13 protein-coding genes are annotated in these 19,712 nt (G+C 39.8%); all 13 read right to left on the bottom strand.

Going from position 1 to position 19,712, the window contains the following annotated elements; translation table 11 throughout:
• Positions 1 to 5: 5 nt before the first annotated feature.
• The 13 genes from IEE83_RS02280 to IEE83_RS02220 all read right to left on the bottom strand — a co-directional run bounded on the left by IEE83_RS02280 (position 6) and on the right by IEE83_RS02220 (position 19,554).
• Complete coding sequence (locus IEE83_RS02280) at positions 6 to 1,718, bottom strand: GMC oxidoreductase (RefSeq protein ID WP_194119009.1); 1,713 nt, start codon at positions 1,716 to 1,718, stop codon at positions 6 to 8.
• 63 nt (positions 1,719 to 1,781) lie between these two features.
• Positions 1,782 to 2,303, bottom strand: a complete 522-nt coding sequence (locus tag IEE83_RS02275) for a gluconate 2-dehydrogenase subunit 3 family protein (protein ID WP_228101644.1) — start codon at positions 2,301 to 2,303, stop codon at positions 1,782 to 1,784.
• A gap of 191 nt (positions 2,304 to 2,494) precedes the next feature.
• Entirely contained in the window at positions 2,495 to 3,736 is a 1,242-nt protein-coding gene (locus IEE83_RS02270) for an MFS transporter (protein WP_194119008.1), read from the bottom strand.
• A 131-nt stretch (positions 3,737 to 3,867) separates the two neighbouring features.
• Positions 3,868 to 5,523: an FAD-dependent oxidoreductase gene (locus IEE83_RS02265; protein WP_194119007.1), complete on the bottom strand. Its 1,656-nt coding sequence runs from the start codon at positions 5,521 to 5,523 to the stop codon at positions 3,868 to 3,870.
• Positions 5,524 to 5,546: 23 nt separating this feature from the next.
• Complete coding sequence (locus tag IEE83_RS02260; RefSeq protein ID WP_194119006.1) at positions 5,547 to 7,556, bottom strand: FAD-dependent oxidoreductase; 2,010 nt, start codon at positions 7,554 to 7,556, stop codon at positions 5,547 to 5,549.
• A 37-nt stretch (positions 7,557 to 7,593) separates the two neighbouring features.
• Positions 7,594 to 9,030, bottom strand: a complete 1,437-nt coding sequence (locus IEE83_RS02255) for a RagB/SusD family nutrient uptake outer membrane protein (RefSeq protein WP_194119005.1) — start codon at positions 9,028 to 9,030, stop codon at positions 7,594 to 7,596.
• Between the two features lie 24 nt (positions 9,031 to 9,054).
• Positions 9,055 to 12,381 (bottom strand): TonB-dependent receptor, encoded by a 3,327-nt coding sequence (locus tag IEE83_RS02250; protein ID WP_228101643.1) that lies wholly within the window; start codon positions 12,379 to 12,381, stop codon positions 9,055 to 9,057.
• Between the two features lie 222 nt (positions 12,382 to 12,603).
• Complete coding sequence (locus IEE83_RS02245; protein WP_194119004.1) at positions 12,604 to 13,728, bottom strand: FecR family protein; 1,125 nt, start codon at positions 13,726 to 13,728, stop codon at positions 12,604 to 12,606.
• A 117-nt stretch (positions 13,729 to 13,845) separates the two neighbouring features.
• Positions 13,846 to 14,445 (bottom strand): RNA polymerase sigma factor, encoded by a 600-nt coding sequence (locus IEE83_RS02240; protein ID WP_194119003.1) that lies wholly within the window; start codon positions 14,443 to 14,445, stop codon positions 13,846 to 13,848.
• Between the two features lie 88 nt (positions 14,446 to 14,533).
• Positions 14,534 to 15,298, bottom strand: a complete 765-nt coding sequence (locus IEE83_RS02235; RefSeq protein WP_194119002.1) for a T9SS C-terminal target domain-containing protein — start codon at positions 15,296 to 15,298, stop codon at positions 14,534 to 14,536.
• A 140-nt stretch (positions 15,299 to 15,438) separates the two neighbouring features.
• Positions 15,439 to 16,539 carry an Ig-like domain-containing protein gene (locus IEE83_RS02230; protein ID WP_194119001.1) on the bottom strand — a complete coding sequence of 367 codons (1,101 nt, stop codon included), beginning with the start codon at positions 16,537 to 16,539 and terminating at the stop codon, positions 15,439 to 15,441.
• Between the two features lie 67 nt (positions 16,540 to 16,606).
• Positions 16,607 to 17,296 (bottom strand): hypothetical protein, encoded by a 690-nt coding sequence (locus IEE83_RS02225; protein ID WP_194119000.1) that lies wholly within the window; start codon positions 17,294 to 17,296, stop codon positions 16,607 to 16,609.
• Positions 17,297 to 18,096: 800 nt separating this feature from the next.
• Complete coding sequence (locus IEE83_RS02220; protein ID WP_194118999.1) at positions 18,097 to 19,554, bottom strand: hypothetical protein; 1,458 nt, start codon at positions 19,552 to 19,554, stop codon at positions 18,097 to 18,099.
• Positions 19,555 to 19,712 lie beyond the last annotated feature (158 nt).

Raw genomic sequence — 19,712 nt, 5'->3', positions numbered from 1 at the left:
AACTCTTACAAATTCTTAGCTTTCATTTGTTTCACTGCATAATCCACAGCGCGCGCTGAGAACGCCATATATGTTAGTGATGGGTTCTGCGTTGACGTTGAAGTCATAGACGCACCATCGGTCACAAAAACGTTCTTTGCTGCGTGCATCTGATTCCATTTGTTAAGGATTGATGTTTTTGGATCTTTACCCATACGCACACCACCCATTTCGTGAATGTCATTACCTGGATTTCTATGTCCGTCGTTTGCACGTATGTTTTTGAAACCGGCATTGGTAAACATTTCTGTAACCTGCTCAATATAATCCTTGATCATCTTTTCATCATTATCGTCATAGCCGATATTGATTTTCAACTGAGGTATTCCCCAAGCATCTTTCTGATCTTTGTCCAAAGCCACATAACTGCTTTCTTTTGGAATTGTTTCACCCATCATGTGTGAACCAACACTCCAGTTACCATATTTTTTATTCAGCAAACTTGTCTTCAAAGATTCACCAATATCGTTGCGATCAGAATAAGTCATTCTGTCCGCTCCGAAACCAGCCGCGTAACCTCTTAAAAAGTCGGTTTCCTGTTTATAAACATTTCTAAAACGAGGAATATAACCACTGTTCGGACGACGCCCGTCCGTTGTGGAATCCAGAAATCCTTCATATTCACCGGAAATCGATGCACGGTAATTGTGGAAAGCCACATATTTACCCAAAACACCACTGTCATTTCCCAATCCATTAGGGAAACGTGACGAAATTGAATTCATCAAAATCAGGTTAGTATTCAGCGCTGCTGCATTAACAAAAATGATGTTGGCGTAAAATTCCATCATCTCTTTCGTATTCGCATCAATCACCCGAACGCCCGTTACTTTTTGTTTTTTGTCGTCATAAATAACAGAATGAACAACGGAATGAGGACGCAAGGTCATATTTCCGGTTTTCATTGCCCACGGAATAGTTGAAGCGTTACTACTAAAATACCCTCCAAACGGACACCCTCTTTCACAAATAGTTCGCGACTGGCATTGTGCACGTCCCTGATCCAAGTGAATTTGCTTAGGATCAGTGATGTGCGCAGCACGGCCGATGATAATGTGACGATCTTTATACTGTTTGGCAACTGATTCTTTAAAATATTTTTCGACACAATTCAAATCATGCGGTCTCAAAAATTCGCCATCAGGAAGTGTATCAATTCCATCTTTATTTCCTGTAATACCAGCAAATTTTTCAACATGACTATACCAGGGCGCTATATCGTTATAGCCAATAGGCCATTCTACTGCGAATTTATCTCTTGCTGGTCCGTCAAAATCAAACTGGCTCCAACGCTGGGTTTGCCTTGCCCATAGTAAAGATTTCCCTCCAACCTGATAGCCGCGAATCCAGTCAAAAGGTTTTTCCTGAACATAAGGATGTTCATTGTCCTTAACAAAAAAATGCTGCGATGATTCCTTGAAATTGTAACATCTGCTCACAATCGGATTTGCGTCCGTTACTTCTTTTGGCAGGCGTTCTCTATGATCAAATTCCCAAGGTTCCATGTTTGTAGTCGGGTAATCCACGATATGTTTGACATCCCTTCCGCGTTCAAGAACAAGCGTTTTAAGTCCTCTTTCAGTAAGCTCCTTTGCCGACCATCCTCCACTAATCCCTGAACCAATAACGATTGCGTCATAGGTACGGGCTTTTTCACTGTCAATATTAAAATTCGCCATTTTGGTATTTTCTGATTCTTTTTCTAATCTCTGAGTTCTTAGTTATCTGCTATTAGGATACAACTATCCTTTAACAACAGGAACGCAACCATGATATCTTCCGGGAATAAATTCGAAATGTGTCAGGTTTGTCATTACATATTCAGATGACATATACCCCTGGATCGTCAGATTTTTCAATAATCCAAAGAAACTTTTTGTTTCTGAATCACTGCTTTTTTCCAATTCCTGTAAAAGTTGCAGCTGCTGCGTTTTGCTTGCATCCGTAAAAGATTTTCCAAAACTTTTATTGCTTTGTGCATCCAGACCAGCCAATCCTTTATCAAAGGCGTCCTGCGTTTTTTTATCATAACAATCCGTCACCATACGCTGCACAAATATTGCTACGCCCAATTCTCCGGCACCGGGTGTATCCGTTGCAGGAATGATTGCATCCACCGCACCTTTTAAAATTTCAGCCTGACCAGCTCCGGAAAATTTCACCTTTCCAAGCGATGAATCATTCCATCCCGACGCCCATGCAGGCAAACTCACGATCGCTCCCATGGCTGCGGCCATACCTTTTAGCGCTACCCGTCTTTCCATTTTATTATTTTTCAATGATTAATAAATCTAAAAATATTGAGTCCTTGTCACGAATTATATTGTAAGTTTTTTTGCTGTCGGCTTTCGGCAGTCGGCAATCGTCTAAATTTTCGTTGCTGCATTAATCTGACAGCTGAAAGCCGATGGCCGATAGCACTACAAAGAATTCGTGATAGTGTCTATTGAGTCCTTTATTTTTCTAAAAAATCCAGATCACGTCCATGTGTTTCAGGAATAGTTAAAATCGAATAAAAGCCTAGTACAAAACAAATTAGCCCAACCAGGGCTCCTGAATCGATAACCGAAAAAGAGCCTTTAAAGGTTGCGAACAAAGTTGTCATCACGACCACCATACCGCGTACCATATTCGGGACGGTTGTTGCGGCTGTCGCTCTTAAATTAGTACCAAATTGTTCTGCTCCTATGGTAACAAACATTGCCCAATATCCGATTCCGAAACCCAGTAAAGTTGCAACGGTATATAAAGTTGAAGCATTTTTTATTCCTGTATATAAAAAAATTCCGCTGCATAATAACGTAAAAGACATCATAAAAAATACAGCCTTCTTCCGGGATTCCAGCCAGTGGCTTAAAAAACCACTTAAAAAATCGCCAACCGAAAGTCCAACGTAACACCACATGATCGAAAGTCCTGGTTTTATTGGTTCAGTAATGCCCAGCGCTTTTCCGAATTCATTGCTGAACGTGGCCAGAATTCCAATGACAAACCATGTTGGGAGTCCGATTCCGATACATTTCAGATATCTGAAAAATCTGTCTTTATTAGTAAACAAAGCGAAAAAATTACCTTTTGCAATATGCTTCTGACTTTTCACACCTTCAAAAATTCCAGATTCAAAAACACCGATCCGAAGTAAAAGCAAGGAAATTCCTAATCCTCCGCCGATGAAATAGGCATTTCTCCATGCAAAAAACTCAACCGTAAAATATCCCACAATTGCTCCCAATAAACCAATTCCGGCCACCAGCGAAGTACCAATGGCACGTAAATGTTTTGGCAAAATTTCTGAAACCAGTGTAATTCCTGCACCAAGCTCACCAGCCAGACCAACGCCTGCGACAAATCGAAGTAATTTATAAGTGGTTGGATCCTGCACAAATCCACAGGCAATATTGGCAAGAGAATAGGTAATGATTGAGCCAAAAAGTACAGATAACCTACCCTTTTTATCTCCTAAAATCCCCCAAAGAATACCGCCGATTAACAAACCTGTCATCTGCCAGTTCAAAATACTTGCTCCGGTCAATGAAATTTCGGCTTCTGAAAGCCCTAATGATGCCAGACTCGGCAGACGAACAATCCCAAAAAGAAGTAAATCGTAGATATCAACAAAGTAACCAAGTGCCGCAACAATAACCGGCGCACTGAAAAGATGTGAGAGGTTTGAACGAGGTGTTACCAGAGTATTCATTCTGTTAGTAAAAATTTTTCAGGATTTTATGCAATATTATATAAAATAGCCGGACTATTATCCGGCTATATGGACTATAATTGATACAAAGTTAACTTAGAATCAGATTCTGATAAATAAGCACTATAAGCTTATAATTCCAGACGCTGTTTATCTTTCAATAGCTGTTCTTTCAATTTGGCATAATCAACTTCCTGAACGGAAACATTTCTGTCTATCGCCTGAATTGCGGCACTTGCTGCGCTTTGTCCGAGAATCATAAAAACAGGTTCCATACGAATTGAGCCATAGGCGATATGCGAACTTGACAAACAAACCGGAACCAGCAGATTCAGACAATCTTCTTTTTTCGGGATAATGGAAGCGTAGGAAATACTGTAAGGATTTTTGGGATGAACGCCAATATCACCTTCATTTTGGACAAAACCATCCGCTTTTACATACCGCTGTGCGTTGTGAGCGTCCAGTGAATACGATCCCATACCTACGGATCCGGAAACCGCTTTTTTGCCCAGTGTTTCATTTTCCGTCATCACTTCCTGGCCAATCATACGGCGCGCTTCACGCACATAAATCTGGTGAGGCCAGCCGCCGTTATCCTTAAATTCATCTTTTGGCAAACCCCAATTGCTCATTTCCTTACGCACATCCGCCGGAACTTTCGGATCGTTGGAAAGATAATACATCAGTCCTTTTTGGTAAAGCTCGTGCTCCTTGATGATCTCTTTTCTTCTTTCATACGTCGCATCAGGATAGTCATAATTCATCCCAATAAAATCAGTACTGAAAGGTCCGTGATTGTTGGTATCCGTTTTTTTGTTTGGAATCGGATCGTATTTGTTGAAAGTTTCGGTCCAGCCTGCTTTGTAAACTCTTGCAAGCAACTCATATTTTGAAGCATCATATCCGGCTGGTTTTGCAAAAGGAATACGGTTATCTGGATTTCCAGACAAACACATGCGGAAACAATACGCCTGGATTTTGTTATCGCCTGCTCCTTTTTCACCAATTTTTTCAGCAGAAACATAAGGCAACAATCCACTTTTCGGATCGCCTTCAACTTTATATGGACTTACATTCTTTTGAAAATAATGACCATGCTGAAAAACTTCCGGCTGGATGCCGTCCCATTCTTCATTGTAAACACTATTTGCTTCACGTCCTACGTGATATTTCACACCGGCAGCAGCCATAAGATCACCTTCATACGTGGCATCAATAAACATTTTACCAGTAAAAGTTTTTCCTGAAAGCGTTTTAATCGAAATGATTTTACCATCTTTTTTGGTCAAACCTTTCGCTCTGTCAAGCCATTCGTCTCTGTAAATTTTGATATTGTTTTCTCTTACAAAATCCTCAAAAACCTTTTCAGCAACATGCGGTTCGAAGATCCACATCGTCCTGTCAACTCCGTCCATGGCTGGCGTCCCCTGGCCTTTGTTGCCATAATCTTCTTTTTTCTGCCATTTCCAGCCTTCCGGTTTGTCGTATTCCAAAAAAACACGGTGATAAAATTCTCTTGACAAACCACCAATCACAGATTTATTTCCGGTATCAGTAAAACCCAGTCCGCCGGAAGAAAGCCCGCCTAAATGTTTGTCGGGCGAAACCACAATGACTGTTTTTCCTTGTTTTACTACCTGAACTGCGGCCGTTATTGCTCCGGAAGTTCCACCGTAGACGATCACGTCTGCGTTGTAGGAATCCTTCGTTTTCGGGTCCGCAGAATATGATGAAAAAGAAAATACGAATAGGGCCAGTATTGTCAGCCTCAAAATTTGTCTCATTACTTAATCGGGTTAGGTTTTAATTATTTAAAATTGGGAACGAACAAAACGGCATCAGCAACCAAAGCACCATCGGCGCCTTTTGCAGCTATTTTAACATTTGCAGCATTCCCTTTTGGAAGATTGAATTTGCCTACATGAAACCATTCTCCGGAAGTCTGACCTTCCACGATGATATCAGATTCTTTGACGATAATTTCTTTGTTTGTCTTACCATCTGAAACTGTCAAAGCCATTTCAGGAGCCAGTTTGGGTATTTTGGGGAAATAGGCGTAAATGTTATATTCTCCGTTTTTTGTGATCGCTGGTGTGAAAGTTACCGAACGTGCAGATTTGCCATTGTCGTCGGCCTGTATAAACGATGGACCATAACCACCTTTTTTCTGAACTGTCCAGTCACCTTCCATTTTTACATGACTGGCATCTTCATTGTCTACTAATATTTCAGAAGCTGCATTATTAGCCAGCGGATTGCTTTTCAATTGCTGCTGCAACTTTGTAATATCAATTTTCTGAACAGACGTTTTTCCATCAATGGCCATCACAGCAGCTGCGGCCGAAGACTGGGCGAGTACCATAAAAACTGGCTCCATCCGAATTGATCCATAAGCAATGTGCGTCGCAGAAAGACAGACCGGAACCAGCAAATTGCTGCATTCAGATTCTTTTGGAACCAGACAATTGTAAGAAATCGGATACGGACCAAAACCGCCTTGTTCCACATTTCCTTCATTCTTGACCATGCCGTTAACAACAATCCGCTGGCAATTATGCGAATCCATGGTATAAGCCGCCATTCCTACACCATCTTTTACAACTTCTTTTCCTTCACAATTTGCCTGGGTCATGACATAATTTCCAATCATGCGGCGTGCTTCACGGATGTACAACTGCGGCGACCAGTTTCCCGAATCTGTATATTCATCTTTGGGATAGCCCCACTTTAACATTTCTTCACGAATTGCTGGTGAAACTCTTTCATCATGACCGAAAAAATAGAGCAGGCTTTTTGTGTAAGCTTCGTGACTGTCGATTATCTTTTTTCTGGTTTTATAATCTGCATCCGGATACTCATAATCCATACCAATCATATCGGTTGAAAAACCGCCTCGGTTATTAATATCCGTTTTATTATTCGGCATTTTACTCCAGATAAAGTAATCACCCAGTTTCGTTTTTCCCGGTTGTTTTTGCATCAATCTTACCAATAGATCAAACTGAGAAGGATCATAATTTTCCGGTTTTGAGATTGGAATACTATTTTTCGGATCAGAAGAAAGACAGATACGGTAATTGTAAGCCTGGACTTTTTTATCCCCGGTACCATTAGGTTCAAGATTACCAGGAGAAATTCCCCAAAGTAATCCACTTTCAGGTTTACCAGGAATTTTATAAGGATCTACACCATCCGGCAACTGATGTCCATCTTGTAACTGGACTCCATTAATAGTTTCTTTAAAATCAGCATTTGCTTCTCTGCCAACTTTGTAAGAAACGCCAGCTTTTGCCATCATATCACCTTCATAACTGCAATCAATAAACATTTTAGCAGCAATAACCTGATTTGTTTTAGTATCTGGATTATCACTTTTTTCCAAAATTATAGATTGAATCGCTTTTCCGGATTTGTTGACTTTGGTAATTCTATGCTGATATACGACCTTAATTCCGGCTTCATCCAGATATTGTTGAAGGTACTTTTTGGCAACATGCGGCTCAAAAATCCATTGTTCAAATTTCCCGTAATGCGCTCCTATCCGGCGGTAGAAATCTCTGGATAAACCCGTAATGGCGTATTTATTTCCTATATCCGTATAACCCAGCCCTCCGGAAGTCATTCCACCCAAATGGCTCCCAGGTTCAATCAGAATTACAGATTTACCCAGTTTCCTGGCTGTATAAGCCGCAATTACCCCAGCCGAAGTTGCTCCGTAAATACAAATATCCGTTTGTTCCGGGGCCTCAGTCCTAAACTGAAACCCCGATAAAACAAAAGCTATGAAACACGCAATATGCGTCAGTTTTATCTTCATATTTTGATCGATAATGATAATAAAATAGCATTACAACTTAATATCCCGGATTTTGATCGGCCGCTGTTAGGGCTTTATTATACAAAAGTTCAGAATTAGGAATTGGCCATAACATATGTTTTTCAGCCACAACAATGTTCTTAACTTCCAGTATCCGCTGTTTTGCAATGCCCAGTCTTTTCAGATCCAGCCAGCGCTTGCCTTCATACATTGTTTCATAACCACGCTCCTGGACAACTTTATCAATAAAGGTTGTCAGCGTAAAATCCGCAAGTTTAAAATCTACCGGCGAGGCTGTTTCTGCCGGATATCCGTATGCCCTGCGATGTACTTTGTTCAAACTTTCTATTGCGGCAGCTGTCGGGGCTGCATTGGCACGGGCATCATTTTCAGCATGAAATAATAACAGATCTGCGTAGCGATACCAGGGATAATCATTACCGCCACCACCAGTCGCGCTTGGATCACGGAATTTTCTGTAAAGACAGGAATTTGGTCCCAAACCAATATCTACATTATAAAGAATATGCGTTTTTCTCAAATCCTTGATATCCCATTTTTTTATAACCGAATTTGAAACCGAATCTGTGTATTGCGCATACACGCCGCCCGGACCATAATAATTATACACGCTGGTTTTTCTGTGTGCATAACTTACCAAACCAAATCCCTGCTGACGATTGTATTTGAAATAAAATATTTCTTCCGGCGTATTCACAACCTCAGGTCCATAAATCTTCTGAAAATCCTCTGGCTGACTTACTGGCACTAATGAAAATTTACCTGAATCAATAACCTCTTTCGCTTTCGCGGCTGACGATTTCCAATCCTCTTTGTACATATAAATTTCAGAAAGCAAAGTTTTCGCAGCCCATTTCGAAGGTCTTCCAATAGCGGCTGGAACATCAGGCAGCCCTTTTTCAGCTTCCAATGCATCACTCAAAATCAAATCATAAACCTCAGCGACACTTGATCTTTTCAAATCAGCAACGGTCATATTCGCTTCTGTTCTGATCGGTACACCAGACCAGTTTCGTACCAGCGCGAAGTAAATCAGCGCACGTAAATATTTGGCTTCCGCAATGTATTTTGTTTTATCGGCGTCCGAAATACTGGTGCCCTTTGGCGTATTTGCGATAACAAGATTGGCGTTACGGATCGATTGATAAAAGTTATCCCAGATCACACCTACCCGGTTTATGTTGGTATTATCCAATCCCTGGTATAGACTTACCGGGGTCTGACTTCCGCGAGAATTTCCATAGTCGGGCAAGCCCTCCAGCTGAGCCGGATAATTGATCGACAAACCGTTGTCCGACCGCATCGGGCCGTAAATTGCGTTTACCGCCGCTTCTACTTCCGCAGCAGTATTGTAGAAATTCTCAGACGCCAGCGACTTCGGTTTTTCAACCAGCGAATCTGTGCAGGAGGCCAGAAGAAAAATAGAAAATGTATAAATCAATAGCTTATTCATATCAATATTTTTTGCTTGTAAAAATTAAAATCCAACTCTGATCCCTACGGTTGTTGTTTTTGCCACGGGATAAACATAATGATCGATACCCTGCAAAATAGAGTTTGAACCACCATAGGAATTAATTTCCGGATCATACCAGGAATATTTGGTGATCGTAAAAAGATTCTGAGCACTTACATAGATCTGGGCATGTGTCATCCATTTAATGTTGAGTTTGGAAACCGGCACATTATAGCTCAGCTGAATATTTTTGAATCTCAAAAAAGATCCATTTTCTATAAACCGATCAGAAACCTGTGGCTGGGAAGAGGTTTTGATGACAGGATATTTTGCATTGGTGTTGGTTGGCGTCCAGTGATCTTCAAAAACATCTTTTGGCATATTCAATGCTTGTCCATAATCATTGGTCTGGTTCACTGCACTCAGATTGAAAATATCATTTCCCTGGCTGCCCTGAACAAAAATGGATAAGTCGAAATTCTTGTAGCTCATATTTGAACTCAAACCATAGGTAAATTTAGGATTCGGATTTCCTATGATTTTTTTATCCCCAGCATCACGAACGCCATTGTTATTAAAATCTTCATAAACAACCATCCCCTTTTCATCATATCCTTTGGAAACATAGCCGTAAAAAGAGCCCAGAGATTCTCCTTCACGCAGGATATTGATGTTATCATTTACAACTGAAATATTGATCGCATCACCAAGGATATCGTTTCCACCATAAAGTTTGACAACTTTGTTTTTATTGAAGGAAATATTCCCCGACAAGTCCCATTTAAAATCTCCCTGCAAAACCTTTGCATTGGCAGAAAATTCAAAACCTTTGTTTTGTATTTTACCAATATTCTGAATTGTGTAAGTATAGCCAAGTGAAGATGGCAATTGTACGTTATTCAATAGGTCTCTGGTATTTTTGATGTAATAATCGGCAGTAAAACTGAAACGGTTATTCAAAATACTGAAATCAATTCCTGCATCTGTTTGTGCTGTTGTTTCCCATTTTAGAGGCCCAGCCAACCTCGAAGATGGTGAATAGGCAGTGGTTAAAGCATCACCAAAAACTACCAGGCTTGAAGATAGCTGGTTTAGCGTCTGATAAGGATTGATGGCTGTATTTCCAGTTTGACCATAACCTGCACGTATTTTCAGATCAGATATAAAAGGTATTTTTTTAATAAAATCCTCTTCCGCCAATCGCCATGCCAGTGCTGCCGAAGGAAAGTATCCCCATTTCTGGCCTTCACTATAACGCGAAGAACCGTCTGCACGGAAACTTACCGTTGCAAGAACTTTATTATTGAAAGTATAATTTACCCTTCCCAGATAAGACATCAAACTCCATTTTGAATAATTTGAAACCGGAATGCCCTGAGTAGCAGCTGCACCTATATCGTAACTTTCCTGCGTATTACTGATAAAACCGCTTCCCGAGGCATTTAATGCGGTAGAAGTATAGTCCTGGTATGTAAATCCGGCAACGGCAGAAATACTGTGCTTCCCAAATTCTTTGCGATAGCTGGCTGTATTTTCACTTAAAAGACTGCTGACGCGCTGTGTATTGATAAAAGCACTTCCTTTTGAATTTACAAATCTGTTGGTCGTATAACCATTGGTGCGGTCATCTGTACTTTCTATTCCTCCCAAAGTTTTGAGAATCAAACCGGGAATTGGTTCAAAAGTTACAGCTGCATTGGCTAAAACTTTATTAGATTGAATGTGCTCAGTTTGCTCATTAATAAAGTTCAACGGATTAACAATAGCGTTGGATCCCCATGAATACGTCTCTCCAAGATTTGACAAAGTTCCATCGGTTTTGTATGGCGCGACGGTTGGGTAACCGGATAACGCCGCAGAAAACAAAGATCCTCCACGGTTACCTTTTTCTGAATTCTTCCGATCTGAATCAATCCGGCTTAATACGGAATTAACATCCAGTTTAAATTTTTTCCCAAGGTCAGAGTTGATATTAAACCGAAGCGAATTTCGCTTGTAATTACTTCCAATGACAATTCCGTCCTGATTGAAATTGCTTCCTGAAACAGAAAATCTTGTTTTTTCACTACCACCGTTCACTGATATCGAATGATTTTGAACCGGTGCTGATTGAAAAACCTGATCCTGCCAATCAGTTCCTTTTCCAAAACCTGCAATTTGGTCCTGTGTAAAATGTGGGGCCAAACCGTCGTTCGCTGCTTGTTCGTTATAAAACTGAGCGTATTGCGTAGCATCCATCAAATCCAGTTTTTTTCTGATTTTCTGAACACCATAGTAGCCGTCATATTCAACATTGATACGGCCTGTTTTTCCCCTTTTTGTTGTAATCAAAACAACGCCATTGGCACCTCTCGAACCGTAAATAGCCGTTGCCGAAGCATCTTTCAAAACTTCAATGGATTCAATATCAGCATTATTAAGTAACGTTGGGTTTCCCGAATATGGAAATCCGTCAACTACATAAAGCGGCTCATTACTTCCCTGGATTGAGTTAGTGCCACGCACGCGAACACTGATGGAACTTCCCGGTGCACCTGTATTTTGTGATACATAAACTCCAGCCGCCCTTCCTGCCAAAGACTGCACCATGGTAGTGGCCGGATAAGCATTAATTTCCCCGGATTTAATCGATGCAACTGAACCAGTCAAATCACTTTTCTTTACCTGGCCGTACCCTATCACGACAATTTCCTGTAAAGATTTATCTTCCAAAGCCATATTTACCGTCAAAGCGGACTGGCTTCCCAACACGATTTCCTGTGTTTTGAACCCAACAAAACTAAAAACCAGAACGGCCTTTGAAGCGATATCATCTCCAACTTCCAGTTGAAATTTTCCATCCACGTCGGTTGTAGATCCTGCCTGTGTTCCTTTCAAAACAACACTTACACCCGGCAAACCCAAACCTGCTTCATCCAGCACCTTTCCTGTAACAATCTTTTTAGGCGCGTTACTTTTGACAGGCAGCTGCGGTTCGGGCAAATTATCCATCCTTTTCAGAATTATAATTTTCCCTGACAATTCATATTGCAGACCAAGTGGTGTTAAAATATTATCAAGTACTTCATATAAAGGCTTGTTCTGCGCCGTGACATTCACTTTCCTACCCGACTGTATCAGCTTTGAGCTAAAAACAAACCGGACATCCACCTGCTTCTCAACCTGATTGAGTACTTTTTTTACTTCACTTCCATTAGCATTAATGGAAATTTTCTGGCTTAACAGCGTTTGGCCATAGCTTTCGTGCGCATAGCCCGAGCTGAAAAATAGTAATGCCAGGATAAATTGTGTAGCCGTTATTCGCATAGTCCAAAGTAATACCTGATGGTATTGTACTGGTTTTTTCATAGATTTGATTGTTTTGTTAAGCTTGAAAATTTGGCAAAATGATCCCCGCCTCCTTTCCGGAGGTACGATGGTGCCTAACCTGGGGGATTTGATTCTGAGCCGGTAATGCGGGAACATTACCGGCTCTCTTTTGTTTAAAACAGTTATGTTATAATCTCAAATAATTTAAGTTTAGTGTTAGTAAATATTATTAACTAGTTTATTTTCAAATAATTAAAAAATTCAATTCTTACACCCTCCTCCATGAATTACAATTTGCCCATCCAGGATTTCGTAGTTTGCCTCAATAGCTTTGCATATAATGGTTAACTTTTCATGAAGTGTCTGGTTGTCGAGAATGGCAGTTAACGGACATCCTTTTAACATTTCTTCATCGTAAAGAATATCAATCCCATACGTTTTTGCGATAGAATCAAAAACCTGGGTAACCGGTGCATCCTCAAAAATAAATTGTGGTATTTGTGCTTTGGGGATGATAATTTCCGGCTTCTCAACCAGGGTTTTTACCATTCTAACCTGATCACGTGCGTAGATTATCTTTTGGTTAGGAGATAAAACAACTCCTTCCAGTTCATGATTGGTAATTTTCTCCTTTATATTCGGATCCGATTGCGCAAAAACAGATACTCTTCCCGTTTTCACTTCAACAGTAATTTCCCGGGACGTTTTGTATGCTTTAATTCTAAAACTTGTACCTAAAACTTTGGTAACCAACTCGTTGGAATAGACAAAAAACGGGCGGTGCGGATCCTTGGAAATATCAAAAAAAGCTTCCCCGTTTAAGTAAACCTCTCTTTTCTCATTTGCAAAATTTTCGGGATATCTGATAATGCTGGAAGGCGCCAGCGTAATTTTACTGCCGTCTTCCAACGCAACCAATATAGGAGATGAGGTTGCATTTATTTTTTCAGTATATCTAACAATATCCTCTGTTACAATTTCTTTCGGGGTAAGAGCTATTTGATTTTTAAGGCCAAGACTTGATTTTGCAAGCCAGCCAAAAAGAATAAACAGTGTAAGAGATGCTGCAATTTTGAACCAGAATCTTTTATAAAAAGGAATAATTTCAAACTCCGCATTTCGCTCCGTATCCCAAAGCGTCGGCTTAGCCCTGGCAATCGTTTCTTTAACAATTTCGGCAATTTCCAGATTTGATATTTCCGGCTCTTTTACGTTTAAGGACAGAACAGCCTGTCTTGCCTGACTAATTTTATCAGACATTTCCGGATTTTCAGACAACCATTCCTTCCATTTATTATCGGTCTCACGCGTGGGCACAAGCACCCATTGGCGAAAGAATGTATCCCAAACAAAATCTTCTGTTCCGTAATTTTTATAATGATTCATATCCTTTATGTACATCTATCATACGATAGACAAAAACATTCCGGGCATACCATTAAATTTTAAAGTATTTCTAAAAAAATTGATAAAAATATTTTTAGAAGTTTTTATAATCTCAATTTATATAAGGAAGTGAATAAAAATCAGAATTAAAAGCTCTGATTTCCAGTGCCTTTTCAACTGTTTTATTGCAATTTGGAGAAGATTGGAAACGGTCTGCGGAGAAATATTCATTACCTCGGAAATTTGGCTTCTGTCCATTTCCTGGAAAAATTTCAAATACACCACTTCCTTTTGCCTCAATGGAAGTTCATCGAGCAGCTTTTTTAGTTTTTGTGTTACAACAAGGCTGGATTCATTTTCAATATATTCTTCTTCTACTGAAAATTCTATGTCAAAATTACCATTGGTATTTTCAACAGAAGTATCTGCCAAAATCGGTTTTGATAAGGCACTTCTGTGCATAAGACGGCGAAGCGAGGCCATCATATACGGTTTAACGGCGATGTCACTGCTAAGATTCTGCCGCCGCTCCCACAACACAAGGAACAAATCCTGAATATTATCCTTCACAAATTCCTTATCCCTGGAAAACTTGCTTCCATAATGAAATAAGGTACGGAAATGAAGTTTCATCAGGTGATCAAATGCTTCTACTTCCCCGGCAAGAAACCGCTGCCAGATGATTTTATCATCCGGAACATCTTTCAAGTGAGTCATAGAATGCATAGGTTTTTTAGAGTTATACTTCAAAATAACACAAGCAGACTACAAATCGCAATAGATTTTATATAATTATTTCAACTACTCAGTTATCATTCCGTAAAAGCAAGATATTGGTAATATCTCTGATCCGTAAATTTGCAAAACGGATTCTCCCTACTCCGGTCCAAAAACGGATTTCAAAATTTGAGAGTTTTGTTGTGGTATAAGCTCCTGCCCCTGGATAAGCACTGGCTTCGTATGCAACCAATTCGTCATTTATCCAAAGATCATATTTTCCAGGCATCACTTTATATTGAGGATTGGCCGCAGTTTCGGGTTTCCTGTAAATCTGTCCGTCAGCAGAATTATTGAGCAGCCAGGTAACTGTTACCGGTGTGTGGAGTGGTAAGGGATTGCTTTTTTTATTCGTCTGAATGTCGTGTATTACGAATGAAGACGCTAGAAAATCAACAGAGAACCTGCTGAATAAAGTACTGTTGGCAGGAAATGTGCTATTGGTCGGTGAAAAATTTTCACCAGAATAAAAATAAAGCGCGTTCACATCTGCCACGCTGATTTCCTCTACGCTAAATGTTATCTGAATATACAATGTCTCCGGATTTGGAGAGAAAGGTGTGGCACGGAGTGCTCTCAGCAAACCGCCATTTGTAGCTTGTGTCCTGACCATATCCATATAACCAGGAGGACCATATTCAAATTTTGAAAGTGTCGCATTTGTTGTAATCAGGTTGGTAAACTGGCTCACATCTGGAAAATCAACCTGCATGTAATTTGTCTGGGCAAAAGAGTAACTGGCAACAAATGAGAGAATCAATATTTTCAAAGATATCTGGCAATATTTAATCATAATCAGCAAGTTATAATGAAAGTAAGTGCTGAAAATTAGACGCCTGTATAGTTATTCGTCACTTGTATATTTGGTAAAAAACAAAACTCCCTTTCTGAGACAAGCCCAAAAAAGGAGTTTAAAACTATTCCTAACCTTTTTTAATTTAGATGAACAATTTTAAAAACGCGCACCATGCCATCTTCCTGTTCCAGGTGAATAAGATAAGTTCCGGGAACATAAGATTTCATGTCAACTCTCATCGATGCAGAAGAAACCTGTCCGTCAAACATAACACGGCCGTAGGAATCAATCAAACGAATCTTTCGGACTTTTCTATTGCTAATGACGACTTGCAGGACATCGTTGACAGGATTAGGATACAGTTTTGCCCAGGAAAATTCGGGGAAATTCACCGATTTTATTCGACTGTAAGCAAAAGTACCATCCAGATCGACCATCTTTAAACGATAATAATTCAATCCTGATTCGGGTATGCTGTCCACAAAATTGTAATTGCTGTTTGCATTGCTATTACCCACCGCACGGACAACACCCAAATTGATCCAGTTCTTCGCATCTGTACTCCGTTCAATTTCAAAATAGTCGCTGTTCAGTTCTGTTGAGGTAATCCAGGTAAGCAACGAGGTTAAGCCTTCTCTAACCACATCAAATCCTATCAACGTAACAGGCAAAGGAACCGAGCGAACATCTACCGTTACAGTTGCGACGTTCGCAGATTGACCACTTTGGTCCTTAACGGTGTAAGTAAACTTATCCTCTCCCTCATAGTCCTTATCAGACCTGTACAAAAATCTGCCCTTACTTTTGTAAACCCGCCCATGCGCTGGTAAAGCTTTCACTACCATAGTAGTAGTGTCTAAAGCTGCGCAAAGTGACTGATCGTTTTGTAAGACATCAAGGATAATAACCTCGGTGTTTTTGCCAGACATTCTGTCGTCTACGGCAGATGGCACATTGTATGAAAGTGTGATAGCAATTGAAATATCAGAGGTGCAACCCTCGGCGTTCAAAGCCAAAACAGTATAACTTGCTTCATCCGAAACGACAAGTTCCTTACCAGTCTGCCCGGAAACAATTACTCCGTTTTTATGCCATTCATAACTGCTGGCATTAGATGACTCCGCTTTTAACTTCAACGTTGTTCCCTTACATATAGAAACCGGTTTTGCACCGCTCTGCGCAAAGGCAAGAGCGGGCAAAATCAGCAGAACCATTATAGTAAAGGTTACGATTCTCATGGATTGTTTTAAGAAATATTCTAATTGAATTTTCAATGCAGAATAAGTGAGTAAGAATAGTAGATTCTTAATTAAATGTAAGATCTGGTGTGATTGGCTTAGCAACAGTTTTGATAACTTTCGTTGCACTTGCCACTGCACCCGCACCAATTATCTTTGTTGCTGTTGGAATTAAAGCACCAGCAATTTGACTACCGGAAGGAAGTACGAAATAATCAGCACCAACTGTGTAAGTACCTGCCTGAGTAATAGCAAGAGTGTTTCCAGTAGAACCACCAGTCCATCCAAATGGTGTCAATGTAACATTGTATTTCGTTTTAAGCAGATTAAGATCTACATCTGCGCTTACCGTTAGAGTACCTGTTACCAAACCTTCGCAAAATGTTTCTGCCGGTGTAGAAATACTCAATGTAACTTTGGGAAGAACAACAACGGTATGTGTTAATACATCAGAAACGCAACCAAGTGCATCAGATAAAACGCCAAGTTTGATAATGTGCTCAACAGGTAAAAGTTTTTCCGCAGCTCCGGTTCCTAAATGGAATGTTTGAGTAAACTTACCAATGTTATCTGTAATTGGTGCTAAGGCAACCCCGTCAACGGTCCATAAAATTTGTGTAAAAACAGACGTTCCTATCTGTGGCAAAAGATTAAACTCCTGTCCATCCAAAACATAATAAGTGTTGGCTTTTGACTCAGAGAAAGCGGCAAAGATGAACATAAAGCTCAGGCAAAGAGAAGTAATGATCTTTTTCATAACATTAATTTAAATAGGGAAGATTTACGTAATTATTTTTGATGGATTCTTTGGACGTCTGTCATTTAACTACATCCTTTTTAACTTTTTAGTAGCATTCCTTTTTTCTCATAGAATAAAGGAGTTGTCAAACACATTTCTTAAAAGTTTTGACATAGAGGAGTCAGCATCTTTTCAATAAAGATTCATAGGTTGAGTGAGAAATATTACCAGTTTATTTCACCAAATCGGTTCGGTACAGTGGTGTGTTGTAGTAGGTTTTCACAAATGCCTTTGTCGCTGATACAGTAAATGACTTCGCGTCAGTTTTTGACTGAAACCAATTGGCATGCCGGAAAGAGGCTGTCCCCGCGGAGAGGGCATCTTTTTCATAAGTTTTAACATTTAACTGAGTAGGGAAAATTTACGTGTTTATACTTTTTAATAACGTTGCGTAAAAATTATTATATCGTAATTGATAATCACAAAAGATTATTACAAACTCAACGATTTAACGGTATTATGTATACGCATATGAAATTTGGGCATAAAATATCATCTCACTTTTCACTGTGTGAAAAATTTGCAAGATTATTTTAATCAATACCGGATCAGACAAGGCATAATTTGCCCATTAATGATTTAATAAATCAATTATAATCCGACTTGACTTAATAAAATTTTTGAGAATTATTTCGCTCCGACGAAAAACGAACCTTGAAGGTGGGAGCCTTAATGTTGAAGAGTAATTGTCTTTTCATAACGAGTAATAAATTAAAAGTGAGAAATATTTAGCTTAATATTTTAATAAATTGTTCATTCTAAGGCACTAGCGCCACTGGCGGCGTTACCGGCGGGTTGACTGTATTAACCGTCACCTTTGTTCTTCCCGATGGAACAGTGCAGCCGGATTTTGTGATATCCACGTAATAATCTTTTTTACCGACCGTCGTAAGCCCCGTAACTACGTAAGGAAGCTGACCAACCAATGTGCTCAAAAGAGTTCCCTGGCGAACAGCATTGTACCAGGTATATGTAAAGTTTCCAATGCCTGTTATTGTTGTTTGAGCAGTTGTTGCAGCTAAATTAATCGTACCGACGTTCGTACAAGCAGTGACATCAGAGGCGCTAGGTACGTCGGGAACACGGCGTACATCAAATACATTTAAACCATTACCATTCAAAGATATACCCAAAAGCCCCAGATCAAAATCTAATGTTACCCGGTCAAATATTACAGGTGCATTGTTGTCGTCCTTTGGTGCAAAATAGGAAGTAACTGCTGTACTGCTGGATGTCAAAAGCCCTAAAAGATCAACGTCAAGTAATGAATTTAATAGTTTGGATTTACCAACAGCAGTACCACCATTATATCCTTGAATGGTTACAGCCTTCCCAACATCAACATTGACTAAATTAGAACCTTTTGAAAAAATAACTCTGACAGCATCCCCTGAATTAGAATTTCCATTAAAATGAAATGTTTGAATGATATGTCCGGCAACGCTTGCTCCGGCAGTATTATAAGCAGATGCCGTGTTAACGTCTGTATCTATTGAATTCCCAGGATTAGCGATTGACACAGAGCCAATTGTAATTCCTGAAAAAGCTGTTGATGTCACGTTTGGTAATCCACAATCTGCTATATTAGATGGAAATGGATTGGAATCATTAGCTTGATTTGGTCCATAAAATGCATAAAAAATGTCAACTGATCCATCACCCAGAACAGCTCCAGCTGTTAAAGTAATTCTAATGGATTTAAAGTTTGCCGTTGGTTTAACAGCGAAATAAATATTCCCGTCAGCGGTATAATATACTTTGGGAGTAGCGGCAAGTGTAACAGGATTATTATTTCCAGTATTGGAAGAATAGGCGGTAAAAGTTAACCCGCCCCCCCCTACCAGGCCCAATAGTCCTGCGGCAGCCGTTGTTGCTTTAATATAAACCGTTGTGTTAGCTGGAACTGCTACGTCAGTCGGCGTCGATACAAAAGCTAACTGTATCCAGGCAGCTGCGTTACCCGTAGCAATGCTTGATGCAGTCGCTTTTAGCGTTGTAAATTTTGTGTTAGGTTTTTTAAAACTCGCATCGGATGTATTCGATATTGTATTCGTAATTGCGTTTTGAGGATTATCTACATTGGCACTTGATATCCCACCGTGTGGATTATCATTTGTTTGCGAACTTGCATACACAGCGTCACTTGGCTGGCAATAACCAACTCCACTTAGCAAGCATAGAAAAATAAAAATTAGTGGGTAAAACAATCTTTCCATAGGCGTGTAAAAGACCAAATATTTTGTAGAACTATTTCTAGTTCACTGCAATAATATAGAATCTTTACTACATTGCAAATTATTTTTCAAAAAAATAAAAAATAATTTTTTTAACGGTCCGTTTGCCCATTTTTTACCAATATTAAAAAAAGTTATTA

The organism is Dyadobacter subterraneus (assembly GCF_015221875.1).
Lineage (GTDB): Bacteria > Bacteroidota > Bacteroidia > Cytophagales > Spirosomataceae > Dyadobacter > Dyadobacter subterraneus.
Note: the sequence above shows the minus strand (reverse complement) of the source record. Positions and strands in the feature narration are given on the sequence as shown.

What these genes read in the sequence shown, in the direction of transcription:
- IEE83_RS02260 (WP_194119006.1), bottom strand. Translation starts at nt 7,556, where the DNA reads ATGAAGATAAAACTGACGCATATTGCGTGTTTCATAGCTTTTGTTTTA.
- IEE83_RS02220 (WP_194118999.1), bottom strand. Translation starts at nt 19,554, where the DNA reads ATGGAAAGATTGTTTTACCCACTAATTTTTATTTTTCTATGCTTGCTA.
- IEE83_RS02265 (WP_194119007.1), bottom strand. Translation starts at nt 5,523, where the DNA reads ATGAGACAAATTTTGAGGCTGACAATACTGGCCCTATTCGTATTTTCT.
- IEE83_RS02240 (WP_194119003.1), bottom strand. Translation starts at nt 14,445, where the DNA reads ATGACTCACTTGAAAGATGTTCCGGATGATAAAATCATCTGGCAGCGG.
- IEE83_RS02275 (WP_228101644.1), bottom strand. Translation starts at nt 2,303, where the DNA reads ATGGAAAGACGGGTAGCGCTAAAAGGTATGGCCGCAGCCATGGGAGCG.
- IEE83_RS02235 (WP_194119002.1), bottom strand. Translation starts at nt 15,298, where the DNA reads ATGATTAAATATTGCCAGATATCTTTGAAAATATTGATTCTCTCATTT.
- IEE83_RS02280 (WP_194119009.1), bottom strand. Translation starts at nt 1,718, where the DNA reads ATGGCGAATTTTAATATTGACAGTGAAAAAGCCCGTACCTATGACGCA.
- IEE83_RS02225 (WP_194119000.1), bottom strand. Translation starts at nt 17,296, where the DNA reads ATGAAAAAGATCATTACTTCTCTTTGCCTGAGCTTTATGTTCATCTTT.
- IEE83_RS02255 (WP_194119005.1), bottom strand. Translation starts at nt 9,030, where the DNA reads ATGAATAAGCTATTGATTTATACATTTTCTATTTTTCTTCTGGCCTCC.
- IEE83_RS02270 (WP_194119008.1), bottom strand. Translation starts at nt 3,736, where the DNA reads ATGAATACTCTGGTAACACCTCGTTCAAACCTCTCACATCTTTTCAGT.
- IEE83_RS02245 (WP_194119004.1), bottom strand. Translation starts at nt 13,728, where the DNA reads ATGAATCATTATAAAAATTACGGAACAGAAGATTTTGTTTGGGATACA.
- IEE83_RS02250 (WP_228101643.1), bottom strand. Translation starts at nt 12,381, where the DNA reads ATGAAAAAACCAGTACAATACCATCAGGTATTACTTTGGACTATGCGA.
- IEE83_RS02230 (WP_194119001.1), bottom strand. Translation starts at nt 16,539, where the DNA reads ATGAGAATCGTAACCTTTACTATAATGGTTCTGCTGATTTTGCCCGCT.